Below are 18,305 nucleotides of genomic sequence, written 5' to 3' on the forward strand. Positions count from 1 at the left end.
ATCGGACGCTCCCCCAACTGACCTCACAGCCAGCCCAGAGGGCAACTTCACAACCATACCCCACCGACGACCTGTTCCAGAACGAGACTCGGAGACCGAGTCAGTTGTGGGGGTGTGATGGGGACCCTGTGGCAGGTCTTGGACCTGCGACGCTCGGAAGCGTCTGTTTCGGGTTGTTCTCCGCTTGAGGGAGGCGGGACCTTCCGGCCCTCTCGCTCTTCCCTGTGGGGCGAACAAGTAATAAGTTACGCGGCTCCCGGCATCGTGGCAAAGCGACGCGACATCCCGGGCGTGTCGCGTCCGCAGATCCGCGTCATTCCGCGGGAAGACGGGGCACGGCGTCGACGAGCTGCGCGGTGTACTCGTTCGCCGGCGAAGTGAGCAGCCGCGACGTCGAGCCCTCCTCCACGACGCGACCGGCGCGGAGCACCGTCATCCGCTCGCACAGCGCCGACACGATCGTCAGGTCGTGCGAGACCAGCAGCATTCCGATGCCCTGCTCTGCCGCGAGCCGCTGGAACAGCTGGATGACATGCATGCGCACAGACGTGTCGAGAGCACTCACGGGCTCATCCGCCAGCAGCAGTCGGGGCCGCGGCGCGAGGGCGCGAGCGATGGCGACCCGCTGGCGCTGTCCTCCGGAGAACGCGTCCGGGTAGCGGCCCGCGGCATCCGCGTCGAGGTCGACCGCCGTGAGCAGCTCGGCGACCCGGGCGTCGAGCTGCGATCGGTCGCGGGTGATGCCGAGGGACCGCAGCGGTTCGGCGATCGACTGCCCCACCGTCATCCGCGGGTCGAGCGACGAGAACGGGTCCTGGTAGACCGGCTGCACCGCTCGGCGCAGCGAACGCATCTGTGCACGGTCCGCGCCGCGAAGCGGCGCGCCCTCGAAGAGCGCGCGCCCCGATGTCGGCGTCGCCAGGCCCAGCAGCAGCCGGAGTACCGACGTCTTCCCCGCGCCCGACTCCCCCACGAGCCCGACGGTCTCGCCGGGAGCGAGCGACAGCGATACGTCGTGGAGCACATTCGCGCTGCGACCGTAGGCGAAGTCGACATGCTCGAGCGCGAGTGTCGCGCGACCGTCGGCCGTCATCGGGTTCCCTTCGCCGGCAGGAAGTCGTCGAGAGCGCGCGAGGCGGCGACCAGTTGCGCGGTGTACTCGTGCTGGGGAGACCGGAGCAGTTGCGCCGTGTCGCCGAGCTCGACCTGACGCCCGTCACGCATGACGAGGACGCGGTCGGCGATACGCGAGACGACCGGCAGATCGTGGCTGATGAACAGCAGCGTCATCCCTCGCTCGGTCACCTCGCGCTGGAGCAGATCGAGGATGCCTGCCTGGACCGTCACGTCGAGCGCGGTCGTCGGCTCGTCGGCGATGAGGATGCTCGGCCCGGCGGCCAGGGCGAGCGCGATCGCGACGCGCTGTCGCTGGCCGCCGGAGATCTCATGGATGAACGATCGCGCGATGCGCTCGGGGTCGGGCAGCTGCACGTCCGCGAGCGCATCGAGCACGCCGCGACGCAACCCGTCACCACTCAGACCGCGGTGCTTGGCGAGCGGCCACGCCAGCTGTCTGCCGACACGCATGAGCGGATCGAGCGAGGCGAGCGGCTCCTGGAAGACCGCCGAGATCGTCCGGCCGCGCACCCGGTCGAGGCGGCGCGAGGCGGTTCCGACAACCTCGACCCGGCCGTCGGGGGTCGCGATCGTCGCCGAACCGAACGGCGTCAGCGGAAACGCGAGCAGACCGAGCATCGCCAGCGCGGTCAGCGACTTGCCCGAGCCGGACTCGCCGATGATGCCCAGACGTTCGCCGGGCTCGAGCGTCACGTCGACGCCGTGCACGAGCGTGCGGTCGTCGCCGATCCGGACGCCGAGACCGGATGCGGTCAGCGCGGCGGTCATCCGATGCTCCTCGTGGTCGGATCGGCGATGTCGCGCAGGCCGTCGGCCAGCAGGTTCGCGCCGATGATGAAGGCGACCAGCAGGACGCCGGGGAGGATCGCCGCCGTCGGTGCGACGAGCACCGTGCTCTGCGCCTCCTCGAGCATCCGGCCCCACGATGCGTTGGGCGGCGGGGAGCCGAGCCCGAGGTACGACAGCGACGCCTCCGCGCCGACCGCGCCGCCGAACTGGAGGGCGAGCGGCACGATGAGGGTCGGCCAGACGTTCCGCAGCACGTGTCGGAACACGATGCCGAGCTTGCTCGTGCCCGAGGTTCGAGCGGCGGTGACGTAGTCCATCGCGAGGACGCGTGTCGCGGCGATGCGGGTGAGCCGGGCGATCACCGCCGAGCCGGCGAGACCGATCGCGAGGATCGCCGAGTCGACCGATGCCCCGCGCCAGGCGACGATCAGCATCGCCAGCAGCAGGGTCGGAAAGGCGATCGCGATGTCGAGCAGGCTCGTGAGCGCATCATCGACCCATCGCCGGGCCACAGCCGCGAGCAGACCGAGCCCGATGCCGACGATGGCCGCGATCAGCACCGACCCGAACCCGACGGTCAGCGCGAGCCGCGCCCCGATCATGAGTTGCGTGAAGAGGTCGCGCCCGAGGCGGTCGGTTCCGGCCCAGTGCTCGGCGGACGGCGGCTGCAGCCGGCCGCCGCTGGTGTCGTCGAAGGTGAACGGGGTCCACAGCAGCGAGATCAGGCCGATCACCGCGATGGCACCGAACAGGATACCGCCGACGGCGAGGTTCACCGAGCGCCGGCGTCGCGGGCGCCCGCGCCCGGGCGCCCTGACGGCACCCGAGTCCGGAAGGGTCGTCGCTGTCATGCCGCCGCCTTCGCTCTGCGATTGCCCGAGATCGTGTCGCGCAGTCGCGGGTCGATGATGCGCTGCGTGATGTCGGCCGCGAAGCCGAGCAGCAGCACGAGGGCGGTCGAGAAGAGCAGCACCCCCTGGACGCTCGGGAAGTCCTGCTCCTTGATGCCGACCAGCAGCATGTCGCCGAGACCGGGGAGCGCGAAGACCCGCTCGATGATGACGGCGCCGACGAAAGTCGTCGACAGCTGGATCGCCAGGATCGAGATCAACGGGACGACGGCGTTGCGCACGCCGTGACGCCAGATCGCCGTGGCGAAGCTCTGCCCCGTGGCCCGAGCCGCGCGCAGATACTGCTGGCCGAGCACGTCGAGCGTCGCGCTGCGGACGTACCGCGCGAGATCGCTGCCCGCCACGAGCGCGATCGTGAGCACCGGGAGCGTGAGCGAGACGAGCGCGGCGCCGGGGTCCTCCCAGTCGCGCCGCGGGAAGCCGCCCGCCGGCAGCAATCGCCAGTTCAGCGCGAACACCGCGACGAGCAGGATGCCGACCCAGAAGACCGGGATCGCTCCGCCGAGCTGCGACACGGCCGAGAAGGCGGTCCCGTACCAGGTGCGTGCCTTCCACGCCGCGATGAACCCCACCGGCACCGCGATCAGCACCGACAGGACGAACGCGATGAGCGTCAGGGGCAGCGTGACGTTCAGCCGACGGAGGATCTCGCCGCCGACCGGCAGGTTGTTCGTGAACGATCGCCCCAGGTCGAAGCTCGCGAGTTGGCCGAGGTAGGCCAGGAACTGCTCCGGGATCGGCCGATCGACGCCGAGCCGCGCGGCGGCGGCCGCGATCTCGGCGTCCGTCGCCCCCACCGAGATGAGGGCGAAAACCGGGTTGCCGAGAACGCGCAGCACGACGAACAGGATCACCACCGCCAGCGCGAAGGCCAGCAGCAGCAATCCTGTCCGTCGAATCAGATACCGGGTGATGGAGATCAGGCCTTCGTGATGTCGGAGACGTAGAACAACGAGTTCAGTCCATTCTTGGGCACGCCCGACACGCCCTCGGCCGCGATGCGCAGCTGCGGGTTGAGGTAGAGCCAGACGCTGGCGGCGTCATCCGAGATCTGCTGGTTCGCCTTCTTGATCAGCTCGGTCTGCTCGTCGACGGATGCGGCCGCCTCGGAGTCCGCGAGCCACGTCTGCACATCGGCGTTGTCGTAGCCCCAGTAGAAGTCGGGGTTGCCGTAGAAGTTGATGTCGCGGTCGTTGACGTGGCCCTGCAGCGTGGCCTCGAAGTTCTTCTCGGTGTAGACCTTCTGGTACCACTCGTCGTCGGTGATGATGTTGATGTTCAGCGTGATGCCGACCTTCGCGAGCTCCGACTTCAGGAACTCCGCCACCGTCGAGTGCACGCCCGAGTCGGGGGTGTCGACGGTGAACGTGAACCCTCCCGGCTGACCGGCCTCGGCGAGGAGCTTCTCCGACAGCGCCGGGTCGTAGGGGTTGTTGTCCGCGAGGTCGATGTACCAGGGCTCGGAGGGCGGCACCATCGAGCCGATGAGTTCGCCGCGGCCGTCCCAGATCGCATCGAGCAGCTTCTCGCGGTCGATAGCCGAGTAGATCGCCTTGCGCACGCGCGCGTCGTTGAACGGAGCGATCCGGTCGTTGAACGCCAGCAGCTCCTTCGTCGTCGAGGTGCCCTCGATGACCTGGAAGCCGGCCGCCTCGAACTCGGCGATGCTGTCGGGGTTCGACTGGCTCGTGACGAGGTCGACCGCCCCGGTCGTCAGGGCGTTGTTCAGGGCCGTCGGGTCGGCGTAGTACTGGTAGACCACTCCGCCGTTCTTCGGCGCGTCGCCCCAGTACGCGTCGTTGACGTCGAGGGTGATCGAGTCGCCCTTGCGGTAGTCACCGAGCTCGTAGGGACCGGTGCCGTCGGCAGTCGCCGTCAGGTCGCCGGCATCGTCGTTGACGATCCAGACGTAGCCCAGGTTGTAGGTGAAGCTGATCGAGGGCTGCGAGAGGGTCACCTCGACGGTCTTGTCGTCGACCGCCGTGACGGTGTCGATGACGCTCAGCTGGCGCTTGCGCGCCGCGATCGACTCGTCGCCCACGAAGCGCTCGAGGCTGTACTTCACGTCATCCGCGGTCAGCTCCTTGCCCGAGTGGAAGGTCGCGTCCTCGAGGGTGAAGGTGTACACCAGCCCGTCGGGCGACACCGTCGTCTCGGCTGCCAGAAGGGGCTCGACCTGAGCGTCATCGGTGATCCGGAACAGACCCTCGTACACGTTCCCCGTGAAGACCTCGGTGACCCCGGATGAGCCGCCGAAGATCTGGTCGAGGTTGGTCGGCTCGTTCTGCGATCCGACGACGATCTCGGCATTCGGGTCGCTCGCGCCGGCGGAACCGGCCGGCTCGGTGGATCCGGAGCATCCGGCCAGGACGAGAAGACCGGCCGTCGCTGCCGCGGTGGCGGCGACGATCCGGGAGAAGCCGCGTGAAGTCACGGGTGTTCCTTTGCTGTGTGGAGGGGGGCGGCGGAGCGCGGTGCGGGCGCTCCGCCGTTTCGAGTGGTGCGGGAGAAAGGTCAGAGCGAGAAGTCGCCGGCGAACCGGACCTTCTTCTCCCCGGCGCGGACCGGGAAGGGCAAGCGGTTCTGCAGCGGCGGGAGGGGGCAGTTCATCTGGTTCGAGAAGCCGCACGGCGGAACGACGGCCCGGTTGAAGTCGACCGTGACCGGCGTGCTGTCGCCCGGAGCCAGGTCGCCGGTCGCGCCGGGGTGGTCGAGGAAGAGGAAGCGACCGGCGCCGTAGGACTCGGCCCCGTTGGTCTGATCGCCGAAGACGAGGTGCAGCTTGGGCCCGCCGTAGTTCGTGTCGAAAGCGGCGAGTCGGTACTCGGTGCCGTCGATCTCGAAGACCAGGTCGCCCGAGACCGGGAGGCCCCGCGTCGCGCCGCCGTCCTTGATGTGCTCGAAGGGGACCACGCGGTCTTCGTCGACGAGCTCGAAGCGGCCCTCGATGACCCAGGCCGGGTCGTACTCCCAGCGCTCGATGTCCTCGAACGCTTCGTTGGCGGGCGAGTCCTGCCGCCAGATGCGGTAGCCCTCCTGCGGAAGACCGGTCTCGATGTCGGTTCGCTGCAGTCGGGTGAGCAGCGCGTCGACCGGATGCCCCGCACGCGCCGTCTCGTCGTCGACGGCGGGCTCGCCCGGAGCCGACCAGTGCGTGAGCACGAGGGCGAGGGACCCTTGCGGAGCTGCGACCGATTCCCGGCGGTAGGCCGCCCAGGCTCGGTAGTCGGACTCAGCCGAAGAGACGGATGCTGCTGCGGATGCGGATGTGCTCACCATGACAGGCAACCAAACGCGGGGCCGTCCCGAGAAATTCCGTGTCCGCGTATTGCGTCGTCAGCGCGACGACGCTGACGTATCGCGCGCGGGGCCGCCCACCCACAGCGCCCAGGCGACGAGCACCGGCTGGAGGAAGAGGCGGCCGAATCGCCGCGCGTCGGTGTCGAGGCCGGGTGCCGCGGCTCCGGTGCGCCATTGGTGGATGTTGCCCGGGAGCACCGCGACGAAGAAAGCGGCGATCGCGGCGGCGATGCGTCGGCGCTCGCGCGGCAGCGCGATGAGCCCGGCACCGAGCATGATCTCGACCGCGCCGCTGGCGACGACGATCATGTCCTTATCGGTGTGCAGCAGCCGCGTCGCCCAGTCGGGCACCGCGATGCGATACCCCCGCCGGAGCACGGTCAGATGCGCGGCTCCCGCGACGATCAGCAGAGCGGCAAGGGCAAAGCGGGCAACGATGCGCAGCATCCGATCACGTTACGCCCGTCCGGGAGGTCCGATCACCAGCAGCACGACGTACGCCGCGATGATGCCGACCGCGAGGATCACGGCGAGCACCGCCGGACGGCGGACGAACCACCGGAGGAATCGGTCGACTGCCCGCTGGTCGCGCGGGTCGTCGGTCGCCTCGGTGCGCCACTCCCCCTCGAGGAGCCCGCGACGACGGAGCACGATCTCCGTCGGCACGGTCGCGTACGGGACCACGGCGGCGGCGACGGCGCAGATCGTCGGGACGAGCGACCACCGGTTGTTCCACGCGACGAGCACCGCGGTCGCGCCGTAGCAGAGGAACACGAAGCCATGGATGCCCCCGCCGATCGTCACGGCGATCGGAAGGTCGAAGGCGGACCGGAGGATGAGGCCCAGGATGAGCAGCGTCCACGAGAATGCCTCGGCGATCGCGAGCGAACGGAATGCGGTCAGCGGGGTTCGGAACACCCTCGAACCCTACCCAGCCGACTCAGACGATTCCTGCGCGGATGCCGTCCATCGACGAGGCCAGCCCCGGCATGTTGTCGCTGAGCGTCGCGTCGAGCTCGAGCAGCCGTTGGTGGGCCTGCTCCATGACTGCGATGCCTTTCGCTGTGATGCGCAGATCGGATGCCGAGCCGGCGTGCGCGGTCGCATCGGCGACGAGCCCCTCGTCGACGAGGGTGCGCACCGCGGTGTGCGCGGACTGCACCGTGATGTGCGACCGGCGGGCGAGCTCGGAGAACGAGATTCCGGGCTCTGACCCGATGTGCCCGAGCAGGCCGAACTTGCGGGTGGAGAGGCCGAGGTCGCGCAGGGCTGCGGAGAGCCGGCCTTCCCACGACGCCGAGACGGCGATGAGCGCGATGACCGGGCTGAAGCGCGGCTCGCGCGTGAGGGCAGGAGTTTCCGACACGGTCACGATTGTAGGAGGCGCGGGCTCTCTCGTGCGGTGATGGCGACCGAGAAAAGCTGTGTCGCGCGCCTAACGCGCCGAGCGTCGTTCGTCAAGGACCGCGCGCCGACGCGAAGGGATGTTCATGATGAGTTCCAGGGAAGAAGCGGGGAGGTCACCATGATCACGAACGAAGAGCAGAACGAGCAACACACCGACATCCGCGGCGAGAAGCCGTTCGGTCAATGGCTCGGGCTGATCAACGGCGGCCGCTGACGCCACGCGAATGCCCCCGGCATCCTCTCTCGCGAGGAGGATGCCGGGGGCTTCGTCATTTTCGGGGGTCGAGCCTTTTAGATAGCTCCTCTATGCATGTTGTATAGTTAAGCTATGCAGTTCTTCGACTCCCCCATCCTCTTGATGTCGGCGTCGAGCCGGTTCAACCGCGCTGTGGCCCGCCGGGTGGAGGTCGCCGCCGCCGCGGGAACGTGGCGTGCGCTCGCCGCGCTCGACGAGCTCGGCCCCACGCGGGTCAGCGACCTCGCCGAGTGGCAGCGCGTGAGCCAGCCCACCATGACGACGCTGGTGCGTCGGATGGAAGCGGAGGGACTCGTCGAGCGCGCAGCCGACCCCGAGGACGGCCGGGCCTCGCTCGTGTCGATCACCGCGGAGGGGCGGCGCCAGTTCGAGGCGTTCCGCTCGCAGGCGCTCGAGGTGACCGGGCCGGCTTGGGCGAGGCTCAGTGCCGCCGACCGATCGACCCTCGCGCGCGCTGCCGAGCTCCTTGCAGGGCTGCTCGAGGAGCCGGAACTGCGATGACCACCACAGACCCCGAAGAGAGGAAGGTGCGCGTGACCAGCGCGATGAACACAGAACGGTCCGCGACCGGCGATCAGACGAAGGCGACAGCCGAGACCGCGAAGGCGTCCATCTGGCGCCAACCCGTCGCGGTATGGGCGATCGCCTTCGCCTGCACGGTGTCGTTCATGGGCATCGGTCTGGTCGATCCGATCCTCCCGGCGATCAGCCGCGAGCTGGATGCAACGCCATCCGAGACGATGCTGCTCTTCACCAGCTACCTCTTCATCACGGGCATCGTGATGCTCTTCGCCAGCTGGGTGTCGTCGAGGCTCGGGGTGAAGAAGACCCTGCTGCTCGGGCTCGCCCTGATCGTCGTGTTCGCCGCGGCGGCAGGACTCTCCGGCGGCGTGGTCGAGATCATCGGCTTCCGCGCCGGCTGGGGAATCGGCAACGCACTCTTCATCGCGACGGCGTTGGCCGCGATCGTCGGAGCCGCGAGCGGCGGAAGCCGTCAGGCGATCGTGCTGTACGAGGCATCCCTCGGCATCGGCCTGGCGGTCGGACCGCTCCTCGGCGGCGCGCTCGGCGAGCTGTCGTGGCGCGGTCCCTTCTTCGGCACCGCCGCACTCATGGCCATCGCGTTGCTCGCGATCCTCGTCGTGTTCCGCTCCCCCACGCCGGCGGCCGGTGCCGCCGCGCCGGCGAAGGTGTCGCTTCTCGCGTCGTTCCGCGCGCTGCGCAACCCGGCCCTGCTGACGCTGTCGCTGACGGCGTTCTTCTACAACGTCGCGTTCTTCGTGCTGCTGGCCTATAGCCCGTATCCCATCGAGTCCGCCGCGGCGCAGGCCGGGATGACGTTCGGAGCCCACGAGCTCGGACTCGTCTTCTTCGGCTGGGGGCTCGCCGTCGCACTGACGTCAGTGCTCGCAGCTCCCGTGCTGACCCGGTGGCTCGGCTTGCGGCCCGTTCTCTTCACGATGCTCGGGCTGCTGGCCGTCGCGGAGGCCGTCCTCGCGATCGGCATCGACAGCGCCACCGTGCTGATCGTCACCGTCATCGTGGCCGGTCTGTTCCTCGGCGTGCTGAACACCGCGCTGACCGAGGCCGTCATGGAAGCCACCGACCTCCCCCGGAACGTCGCGAGCGGCACCTACTCGGGCGTGCGCTTCATCGGCGGCGCTATCGCTCCCGCCGTGGCCGGCCCCCTCGCCGCCGCGATCACCCCGAGTGCGCCCTACTGGCTCGGTGTCGCCGCGCTCATCGTCGCGATCGCGATCCTCGCCTTCGCCGGCCGGACCCTGCGCCACCTCGGCCGCCCGCATGAGACCGCGATCGCCGAGGCCGCCGACATCGGCCAGGGCGACGCCTGACCGGAGGGCATCTGCATGTCGGAGGGTGGATTCCGAGCGAGCCTCCCTCCGACGTGCAGCTTTCCTCCGCTGTGCCGCAGCCGAAGCTGGCGCTCACGGGCGACGTAAGGGAAACGGCAGCCCCCCATGGTGATCATCACCGCGGGCTGCCGTTTGTCGTCACACGAGTTCGTCCGAGCCGATGTCCCGACCGTCCCGCGCCGCCCGCTTTGTCACGGCCCGCTGGTCGACGAACCCCTGTCGAGCGACGTACGCGCCCACGAGCAGCGCGCCGGCTCCGCCGAGGACCGCCCACCAGGGAAAACCCGGGATTTCGGGAGCTGCCCCGATGTTTTCCAGGGCAGACGGCGGCGTCGGTGTGATGCGCTTCCCGGTCACGACGATGCGATGGGAATTGATCCCGAGCGGGGTGCAGGTGATGAGGGTCGCGAGGTCCTCCCCCGGAACCGCGCGCAGCGAGCCGCTGTCGTTCGGGTCGATCACTTGGACGTCGAAGACCTCGTAGACGAAGACGTCGCCGAGCACCTCGATGGTGAACGTGTCTCCGTCCTTCACCTCGTTCAGGTTCGTGAACATCGTGGAGTTCGCGAGCCCGCGGTGCGCGGTGATGACGGTTCTCGTGCCCGCACCTCCAACGGGGAGATGCGATCCCTCGAGGTGGCCCGCTCCGCGGAGCAGGGTCGCCTCGGAAGTGCCGTGGTAGATCGGCAGGTCGACGTCGATGCCGGGGATCTTCACTCTCGCCATGAGCCCGTCATCCCCGGCCTTCAGCATGTCCGCGTAGCGAAGTGCGGAGTCCGTCGAGTTGCCTGACCCGACGGGGACGTTCCCGCCGGGCTCGAGCTTGACCCCGGCGGTGAGCGCGTCGTTGTACTCGTGCGCGAGCTCGAACTGCCGCGCCGGGTTCGGCTCGATGGAATTCAGGTTCGTCTCGGCCTGCACAATGACCTGCGACTGGTTGTAGGAAGACACCCACGCGGCCGTCATCGGATACAGACCGGCGCCGAGACCGGCCATGGCGAGCACCATGATGACGTAAGTGATCAGGCTCGGCTTCCACGTTCGACGCCGCATCCTGCGCAGAGCGGCTCTCGTGGGAACTGCGGTGTCGGTCATGGATTCCTGTCTCAGCAACGGGGACGGACGAACATGCCGCCGGGCGGGGCCGCAACGGAGCTCGTTGCGGCACCGCCCGGCGGCTGTTCGGGTGTTACGCGCTTTCCTTTGCCTGACGCCGGGCCCGCATGAGCACCAGCCCGACCGCGACGGCGAGTGCCGCGACGCCACCGGCGATCAGGAGCACCTGCCCCGAGCCACCCGTGAGCGGCAGCTGAGGAACACCCTGCTGAGTGTTTTCGATCTCGATGTTGTCCGACGTCGTGTCGCCGACGCGAACCGCCACGGGCGTGAACGGGTTCGAAGGCAGGACGTACCCGGCGGGGGCCGCGGTCTCCTTCAGCACGTAGCAGCGCTGGGTGCTGTCGATCGCCGGATTGACACTGTCGCTCACGAAGAGACCGGTGAGGGAGATCACTCCCGAGGAATCTGAGGTGAAGCTGGTCTTCCCGCCCACGGAGATCGGCGAGCCGGCCGCCGTGGCAGCCGAACAGTCCGCTGCGTAGGGATCGGCGGCCGCGTAGATCTCGAACTCAGCGCCAGCGAGGGTGCCGGTCGCCCCAGACGTGCCGACCGCGCGCTTGGTGATCTGAAGGTCGCCCCAGTTGGTGTGGACCACAGGAGAATCCAGCGGCGGGTTGGTGCTCGGGTCGAAGCCCGGGTTGTTCGGCCAGAACTGCGCCGTGTTGGGGATGACACCGTCGACGACCGCGTTCACGACCCCGGCGAAGACGACCTGGATCTCCGCGCCGACGTGGGCGTTGGGGCCCTCGTTCAGCCACGCGATCCCGGCCGCGGTGAAGTTCATCGTGATCTGCTGGCCGGAGACACTGATCGTGTAGAACGAGGGGTCGAGCGCAGTGCCGTCTGCGGTGACCGCGATGTCGGCTGCGGCCGCCGGGGTGAGACGGGTGTCCAGCGTGTCGCGGATCGCGAATCCGGTCCAGGCCTGCGCCATGCGCGACACGGGAACCGTGACCGGGAACTTCACGGTCGACCCGAGACCGTAGTCCTGCTGGGGTTCGATCGTCTTCTCGATCGAGCCCGAGCCGTTCTTCGGGTAGGCGTGCGTGTCGTACACCCAGCCGTTCTCGTACGGGAGGGGGATCGTGACGATGAAGGGCAGCGACTTCTCGATGATGTTGGCCGGCGCCGCGGTCTCGCACACCTGGTAGAGACCGACGGGCAGTGAGTCAGCCGTCGCCGAGCCGTTGGCGGAGGTCAGCGGCATCACCGTCGGCGTGCCGAGCGTGTACCCGGCAGGAGCGGTGCAGGCGGCACCGGGAGTGAGTGCGTCGAGGCCGTTCCAATTGGCGGGGACCGTCAGATCGACGGCGCTCCCGGACTTGAGCAGGGGGTAGACGGTGAACTCGACCCCGGCGACCGGATCGGTGAAGTCCCCCGCGGCGGGGGCCTGGCTCACGTCGCCCGTGGCGCTTCCGGCCTGGTTCAAGTACTTGTGAACGGTGATCGAGCCGGTCCGGTCAGGGTCGATGTTGCCGTAGTCCTGCGGGGCGGCGAACGCAGCCGAGGAGCTTCCGAGGATCGCGGTGATGCCGAGAGCAGCAACACCCGCGATCGTGGTGATGCGGCGTCTGGCCGTAGGTGACTTCATGAGGTGAAGCCCTTTCTTTTGGGTGAATCGAGAATCGATCGGGGTTTTACGACGCCGTCGACCTCCGAGGAAAGTCCTCGTATAGATTTATCCGACTCCAGGTTTCGCCGGTAGGGATATGCGTATGCTCTAAACAGCGCGCTCCCAGCGACGGGCGGATTCGCGACGTCACCAGTCGGCGATGCTTGTCGCGACGACGCGAAAAAGGGCGGATGCCGCAGCATCCGCCCTTTTTGTATGACTAAATCGACGCGAGACCGGAGGGCTTCTGCGCGTCGGAGGGCGGACTCCGAGAAGCCACCCTCCGACGTGCAGTTCTCCTCCGATGAGGATGCGGGTCAGTCGCCCTTCACGTTGACCAACTGACGCAGCGTGTGCCGCACCTCGACGAGGTCGGCGGCATCCGCCATGACGCGATCGATCGGCTTGTAAGCCTGCGGGATCTCGTCGATGAACGCATCCGTGTCGCGGAACTCGATCCCCGCCATCGCCTCCCGCAGCTGGTCGTGCGTGAAGGTCCGGCGCGCGGCCGACCGCGAGTACTCCCGCCCCGCGCCGTGCGGGGACGAGTTGAGCGAGAGCGGGTTGCCGAGCCCCGAGACGACGTACGACGCCGTGCCCATGGATCCCGGGATGAGGCCGGGCCGGCCGGCATCCGCCTGGATCGCGCCCTTGCGCGACACCCACACCTGCTTGCCGAAGTGCCTCTCGCTCTCGGTGAAGTTGTGGTGGCAGTTGATGCGCTCGAGCTCCTCGACGTCGACGCCCATCGTCTCGGACAGCTGACGAGCCACCCGGTCCATCATCTCCTCGCGGTTCAGGAGCGCGAAGTGCTGCGCCCACCGGAGCTCGCGGATGTAGCGCCGGAACTCCTCCGTGCCCTCGACGAGGTACGCCAGGTCGGGGTCGGGAAGGTCGATCCACCACTGCTTCGCGAGCCGCTGCGCGACCCCGATGTGGTACGTCGCGATTTTGTTGCCCACTCCCCGCGAACCGGAGTGCAGGAACATCCACACCGCGTCGGTCTCATCGACCGACACCTCGATGAAGTGGTTGCCCGAGCCGAGCGACCCGAGCTGGTTGCGCCAATGCCCGGCATAGCGGGCGGGGTCGAACTCGTTCTTCTCGGCGAGCTCCTCCAGCTCGGCGACGCGCGGCTCAGCCGTCGCGACGATCCTGCGGTTGTCGCGACCGGCCGACAGCGGAATCGCCCGCTCGATCTGCTCACGCAGCGCCCCGAGGTCGCGGCCGAGCAACTGCGACTTCGTGAACTGCGTGCGGACGGCGATCATGCCGCATCCGATGTCGACGCCGACGGCAGCCGGCATGATCGCCCCGAGCGTCGGGATGACCGACCCGACGGTCGCTCCCTTGCCGAGGTGTGCATCGGGCATGAGCGCCAGATGCGGATGAATGAACGGCATGCCCGACGCGGTGCGAGCCTGATCGAGAGTCTTCTCGTCGATGATGCTCGCCCACGAGAGCAGCCTGTTCGAGAGCTTCTCCATGGTTCCTTTCCTTGTGATGACGGTCCGGGAACGGGCGCATGGAGAGGAACACACGAACGCCCCGGACCTGTGCGGTGCGGGGCGTTCTGACAGTGGCGGTGTCAGACGTCTCGCACCGGAGGGTACGACTCATTGCGGAGCTGGAACTGGCCCAGGTCCGCTGCGATCAGGCGCTCGTTGCGCGTGGTCATGTCGTTCCTCCGGTGATGCCGTGCGGATTCGCGCGGCGTCGCAACCCTATGCGTGGGCGCGGCGCGGCGTCAACGAAAAAGCGGCGCGTGCGCCGGGAATCGCCGGAGCGATCCCGTCACACGCGCCGCTTTCGTGCGCGAGTCGGCTCAGAAGTCCCAGTCCTCGTCTTCGGTGGCCTCGGCCTTGCCGATGACGTACGACGAGCCCGACCCCGAGAAGAAGTCATGATTTTCGTCGGCGTTCGGCGACAGGGCCGAGAGGATCGCCGGGTTCACGTTCGTGACCGTCGCCGGGAACATCGCCTCGAAGCCGAGGTTCATCAGCGCCTTGTTGGCGTTGTAGTGCAGGAATTTCTTGACGTCCTCGGTCAGGCCGACAGCGTCGTAGAGGTCCTGCGTGTACTGCACCTCGTTGTCGTAGAGCTCGTAGAGCAGCGAGAACGTGTAGTCCTTGATCTCGTCGCGCTCGGCCTGCGTGAGCTGCTCGTAGCCCTTCTGGAACTTGTAGCCGATGTAGTAGCCGTGCACGGCCTCGTCACGGATGATGAGGCGGATGATGTCGGCGGTGTTCGTCAGCTTCGCCTTCGCCGACCAGTGCAGAGGCAGGTAGAACCCCGAGTAGAACAGGAACGACTCGAGCAGGGTCGAGGCGACCTTGCGCTTGAGCGGCTCGTCGCCACGGTAGTAATCCATGACGATCGAGGCCTTCTTCTGAAGGTTCGGGTTCTCGACCGACCAGCGGAACGCGTCGTCGATCTCGGGCGTCGAGGCGAGCGTCGAGAAGATCGACGAGTAGCTCTTCGCGTGCACCGACTCCATGAACGCGATGTTCGTGTAGACGGCCTCCTCGTGCGGCGTGATCGCATCGGGGATGAGCGAGACGGCGCCGACGGTGCCCTGGATCGTGTCGAGGAGCGTCAGCCCCGTGAACACGCGCATGGTGAGCGTCTGCTCATCGGGCGTCAGCGTGTTCCACGACTGGATGTCGTTCGACAGCGGCACCTTCTCGGGCAGCCAGAAGTTGTTCACCAGACGGTTCCAGACTTCGAGGTCTTTATCGTCCTGGATGCGGTTCCAGTTGATCGCCTGCACGTGGTCGACGAGCTTGAGCGGTTCGGGAGTCATGTCGCTTCAGTTCCTGGTTCGGGTTCCGGCATCCGTCACAGCATGCAGCTGACGCACTCGGACATGTCGGTGCCCTCGAGCGCCATCTGCCGCAGGCGGATGTAGTAGATCGTCTTGATGCCCTTGCGCCAGGCGTAGATCTGGGCCTTGTTGATGTCGCGCGTGGTCGCGGTGTCCTTGAAGAACAGCGTGAGCGACAGCCCCTGGTCGACGTGCTGGGTCGCGGCGGCGTAGGTGTCGATGACCTTCTCGTAGCCGATCTCGTACGCGTCCTCGTAGTACTCGAGGTTGTCGTTCGTCATGAACGGCGCCGGGTAGTAGACGCGGCCGAGCTTGCCTTCCTTGCGGATCTCGATCTTCGACGCGATCGGGTGAATCGACGACGTCGAGTTGTTGATGTACGAGATCGAGCCGGTCGGGGGCACCGCCTGCAGGTTCTGGTTGTAGATGCCGTACTGCTGGATGGATGCCTTCAGCTCGCGCCAGTCGTCCTGCGTCGGGATGTGGATGCCGTCGAACAGACCCTTCACCTTGTCGGTCTGGGGCGCCCACTCCTGCTCGATGTACTTGTCGAAGAACTCGCCCGACGCGTAGGTCGAGTCGGGGAAGCCCTCGAAGTACGTGCCGCGCTCGATCGCGATCTTGTTCGAGGCCCGCAGCGCGTGGAACAGCACGGTGTAGAAGTAGATGTTCGTGAAGTCCAGGCCCTCTTCCGAGCCGTAGTGGACGTGCTCGCGCGCCAGGTAGCCGTGCAGGTTCATCTGACCGAGACCGATCGCGTGCGAGCGGTCGTTGCCGTCCTCGATCGAGCGGACCGAGGCGATGTGGCTCTGATCGCTGACCGCAGTGAGGGCACGGATGCTGGTCTCGACGGTTTGGGCGAGGTCCTTGCCGTCCATCGCGAGCGCGATGTTCATCGACCCGAGGTTGCAGGAGATGTCCTTGCCGATCTGGGCGTACGAGAGGTCCTCGTTGTACGTCGTCGGGGTGTTGACCTGGAGGATCTCCGAGCACAGGTTCGACATGTTGATCCGACCCTTGATCGGGTTGGCCTTGTTCACCGTGTCCTCGAACATGATGTACGGGTAGCCCGACTCGAACTGGATCTCGGCGAGGGTCTGGAAGAACTCGCGCGCGTTGATCTTCGTCTTCTTGATGCGCGCGTCGTCGACCATCTCGCGGTACTTCTCGGTGACCGAGATGTCGCCGAACGGAACGCCGTAGACCTTCTCGACGTCGTAGGGCGAGAACAGGTACATGTCCTCGCCGTTCTTGGCGAGCTCGAAGGTGATGTCGGGGATGACGACACCCAGCGACAGCGTCTTGATGCGGATCTTCTCGTCGGCGTTCTCGCGCTTGGTGTCGAGGAACTTCAGGATGTCGGGGTGGTGCGCCGACAGGTACACCGCGCCGGCACCCTGACGCGCGCCGAGCTGGTTGGCGTAGCTGAAGCTGTCTTCGAGCAGCTTCATGACGGGGATGATGCCCGACGACTGGTTCTCGATCTGCTTGATCGGAGCACCGGCCTCACGGATGTTCGACAGCAGCAGGGCCACGCCGCCGCCGCGCTTCGAGAGCTGCAGGGCGGAGTTGATGCCGCGGGCGATCGACTCCATGTTGTCTTCGATGCGGAGCAGGAAGCACGACACGAGCTCGCCGCGCTGCGCCTTGCCGGTGTTGAGGAACGTCGGGGTGGCGGGCTGGAAACGACCCGAGATGATCTCGTCGACGAGCTGCATCGCGAGGTTCTCGTCGCCGTCGGCCAGGCCGAGGGCGGTCATGACGACGCGGTCCTCGAAGCGCTCGAGGTAACGCTTGCCGTCGAAGGTCTTCAGCGTGTAGCTCGTGTAGTACTTGAATGCGCCGAGGAAGGTCTCGAAGCGGAACTTCTTGCCGTAGGCGAAGTCGTTGAGCTTCTGGATGAACTCGAGCGAGTACTTCTCGATGACCTTGGGCTCGTAGTACTCCTTCTCGACGAGGTAGTCGAGACGCTCCTTGAGGGAGTGGAAGAAGACCGTGTTCTGGTTGACGTGCTGGAGGAAGTACTCCCGCGCGGCGCGCTTATCGGCGTCGAACTGGATCTTGCCGTCCGCGCCGTAGAGGTTGAGCATCGCGTTGAGGGCGTGGTAGTCGAGCCCGTCGAAGCGCGCGTCGACCTTGAAGCCGTTATCGGTCAAGGCTGTTTCCAGTGCTGATTCCACCATCGTTCCAATCCTGCGCTCACGCGCTCGACGTCTTCGGGCGTGCCGAACAGTTCCACCTTGTCCAAGTGCGGCACGGAGCACTTGCGGCTGATGATGTCGCCGGCGAGGCAGTACGACTCGCCGAAATTCGTGTTGCCGGTGGAGATGACTCCCCGGAGGAGGGTGCGGTTGCGCACGTCGTTCAGGAAGCGAACGACCTGCTTGGGCACCGCACCCTTCTCCTCACCGCGCCCCTGTCCCCCGCCGTAGGTGGGGGTGACGAGCACGAAGGGCTCGGTCATGACGAGGGGCGTCGGTGAGGAGTGAAGGGGGATGCGGAGCGCCGGCAGTCCGAGCTTGTCGATGAATCGCGCGGTGTTGCCGGAGACGCTCGAGAAGTACACGAGCAGAGGCGCCCGCGTCGCGACCGCCGTGCTCATGGCTCAGGCGAAGCGAGCGGCCAGCTCGTCGATCTTGTCGGGACGGAAGCCCGACCAGTGGTCCTCGTCGGTGATGACGACGGGGGCCTGCAGGTAGCCGAGCGACTTGACGCGCTCGAGCGCCGCCGGGTCCTCGGAGAGGTCGAGGACGTCGTATTCGATGCCCTTCGAGTCCAGCGCACGGTACGTCGCGTTGCACTGCACGCAGGAGGGCTTGGTGTAGACCGTGATCGCCATGTCGAGTGTGGTTTCCCTTCGCTTCTTACGCATCTCCGGCTGAGAACCTGCCGGAGCCTCAATACTACATATGGGTGCCGACATCGGGGGGCACCACAAGGGGTAGTAGTTACAAGTCTGTAGTTTTGCACCGCTCTCCCCAGGTACAACACATCTTGTCCACCGTTTCATCCACAGATCAGCGACTCGATCGAAGCCCGGTTCGACGCGTGATTCCGCGCTTCCGGGCGACGTCGC

At 67.1% G+C, this 18,305-nt stretch carries 19 protein-coding genes; 3 read left to right on the forward strand and 16 right to left on the reverse strand.

The annotated features are described in order from the left end of the window. Positions 1-313: 313 nt before the first annotated feature. The 9 genes from DO944_RS09635 to DO944_RS09675 all read right to left on the reverse strand — a co-directional run bounded on the left by DO944_RS09635 (position 314) and on the right by DO944_RS09675 (position 7,503). On the reverse strand, positions 314-1,093 hold the full coding sequence (locus DO944_RS09635; protein ID WP_112616996.1) for an ABC transporter ATP-binding protein: 780 nt from the start codon (positions 1,091-1,093) through the stop codon (positions 314-316). Beyond that, positions 1,090-1,905, reverse strand: a complete 816-nt coding sequence (locus tag DO944_RS09640) for an ABC transporter ATP-binding protein (protein ID WP_112616997.1) — start codon at positions 1,903-1,905, stop codon at positions 1,090-1,092. The genes DO944_RS09635 and DO944_RS09640 overlap by 4 nt, the downstream gene beginning before the upstream one ends. After that, the gene (locus tag DO944_RS09645; RefSeq protein WP_112616998.1) at positions 1,902-2,777 is read right to left on the reverse strand and encodes an ABC transporter permease; all 876 of its coding nucleotides are present in this window, start codon (positions 2,775-2,777) and stop codon (positions 1,902-1,904) included. Before DO944_RS09645 ends, DO944_RS09640 begins: the two co-directional genes overlap by 4 nt. Next, positions 2,774-3,721, reverse strand: coding sequence for an ABC transporter permease (locus tag DO944_RS09650; RefSeq protein WP_378719056.1), 948 nt, complete (start codon positions 3,719-3,721; stop codon positions 2,774-2,776). The genes DO944_RS09645 and DO944_RS09650 overlap by 4 nt, the downstream gene beginning before the upstream one ends. A gap of 35 nt (positions 3,722-3,756) precedes the next feature. Then, on the reverse strand, positions 3,757-5,271 hold the full coding sequence (locus DO944_RS09655) for an ABC transporter substrate-binding protein (RefSeq protein ID WP_258524661.1): 1,515 nt from the start codon (positions 5,269-5,271) through the stop codon (positions 3,757-3,759). Between the two features lie 80 nt (positions 5,272-5,351). Continuing rightward, a complete protein-coding gene (locus DO944_RS09660; RefSeq protein ID WP_112617000.1) occupies positions 5,352-6,116 on the reverse strand; it encodes a DUF1684 domain-containing protein in 765 nt (254 codons plus the stop codon). A 57-nt stretch (positions 6,117-6,173) separates the two neighbouring features. Then, entirely contained in the window at positions 6,174-6,584 is a 411-nt protein-coding gene (locus DO944_RS09665; protein WP_112617001.1) for a hypothetical protein, read from the reverse strand. 9 nt (positions 6,585-6,593) lie between these two features. Then, complete coding sequence (locus DO944_RS09670; RefSeq protein WP_112617002.1) at positions 6,594-7,055, reverse strand: DUF3817 domain-containing protein; 462 nt, start codon at positions 7,053-7,055, stop codon at positions 6,594-6,596. Between the two features lie 22 nt (positions 7,056-7,077). After that, positions 7,078-7,503 carry a MarR family winged helix-turn-helix transcriptional regulator gene (locus DO944_RS09675; protein WP_112617533.1) on the reverse strand — a complete coding sequence of 142 codons (426 nt, stop codon included), beginning with the start codon at positions 7,501-7,503 and terminating at the stop codon, positions 7,078-7,080. Positions 7,504-7,542: 39 nt separating this feature from the next. On the opposite strand from DO944_RS09675, the gene DO944_RS15550 reads away from it, so the two are divergent. The 3 genes from DO944_RS15550 to DO944_RS09685 all read left to right on the forward strand — a co-directional run bounded on the left by DO944_RS15550 (position 7,543) and on the right by DO944_RS09685 (position 9,653). Then, on the forward strand, positions 7,543-7,758 hold the full coding sequence (locus DO944_RS15550) for a hypothetical protein (RefSeq protein ID WP_146752029.1): 216 nt from the start codon (positions 7,543-7,545) through the stop codon (positions 7,756-7,758). A 114-nt stretch (positions 7,759-7,872) separates the two neighbouring features. Next, positions 7,873-8,301: a MarR family winged helix-turn-helix transcriptional regulator gene (locus tag DO944_RS09680; protein WP_112617003.1), complete on the forward strand. Its 429-nt coding sequence runs from the start codon at positions 7,873-7,875 to the stop codon at positions 8,299-8,301. A 44-nt stretch (positions 8,302-8,345) separates the two neighbouring features. Then, positions 8,346-9,653: an MFS transporter gene (locus DO944_RS09685; protein WP_112617534.1), complete on the forward strand. Its 1,308-nt coding sequence runs from the start codon at positions 8,346-8,348 to the stop codon at positions 9,651-9,653. A gap of 159 nt (positions 9,654-9,812) precedes the next feature. Here DO944_RS09685 and DO944_RS09690 read toward each other — a convergent pair whose 3' ends face one another. The 7 genes from DO944_RS09690 to nrdH form a co-directional block, all read right to left on the reverse strand. After that, entirely contained in the window at positions 9,813-10,769 is a 957-nt protein-coding gene (locus DO944_RS09690) for a class C sortase (protein WP_181574205.1), read from the reverse strand. A gap of 94 nt (positions 10,770-10,863) precedes the next feature. Further along, positions 10,864-12,384, reverse strand: a complete 1,521-nt coding sequence (locus DO944_RS09695) for a SpaH/EbpB family LPXTG-anchored major pilin (RefSeq protein ID WP_112617005.1) — start codon at positions 12,382-12,384, stop codon at positions 10,864-10,866. A gap of 338 nt (positions 12,385-12,722) precedes the next feature. Further along, entirely contained in the window at positions 12,723-13,892 is a 1,170-nt protein-coding gene (locus DO944_RS09700) for an RtcB family protein (protein WP_112617006.1), read from the reverse strand. 338 nt (positions 13,893-14,230) lie between these two features. Beyond that, positions 14,231-15,208: a class 1b ribonucleoside-diphosphate reductase subunit beta gene (gene nrdF, locus DO944_RS09705; RefSeq protein WP_094259728.1), complete on the reverse strand. Its 978-nt coding sequence runs from the start codon at positions 15,206-15,208 to the stop codon at positions 14,231-14,233. Between the two features lie 35 nt (positions 15,209-15,243). Further along, positions 15,244-17,412, reverse strand: a complete 2,169-nt coding sequence (gene nrdE / locus DO944_RS09710; RefSeq protein WP_112617007.1) for a class 1b ribonucleoside-diphosphate reductase subunit alpha — start codon at positions 17,410-17,412, stop codon at positions 15,244-15,246. Then, complete coding sequence (gene nrdI / locus DO944_RS09715) at positions 17,382-17,831, reverse strand: class Ib ribonucleoside-diphosphate reductase assembly flavoprotein NrdI (RefSeq protein ID WP_023954602.1); 450 nt, start codon at positions 17,829-17,831, stop codon at positions 17,382-17,384. Before nrdI ends, nrdE begins: the two co-directional genes overlap by 31 nt. Before the next feature lie 3 nt (positions 17,832-17,834). Then, entirely contained in the window at positions 17,835-18,068 is a 234-nt protein-coding gene (gene nrdH / locus DO944_RS09720; protein ID WP_023954603.1) for a glutaredoxin-like protein NrdH, read from the reverse strand. Positions 18,069-18,305: the final 237 nt, after the last annotated feature.

Source organism: Microbacterium sp. SMR1 (genome assembly GCF_003289625.1).
GTDB classification, from domain to species: Bacteria; Actinomycetota; Actinomycetes; order Actinomycetales; family Microbacteriaceae; genus Microbacterium; species Microbacterium plantarum.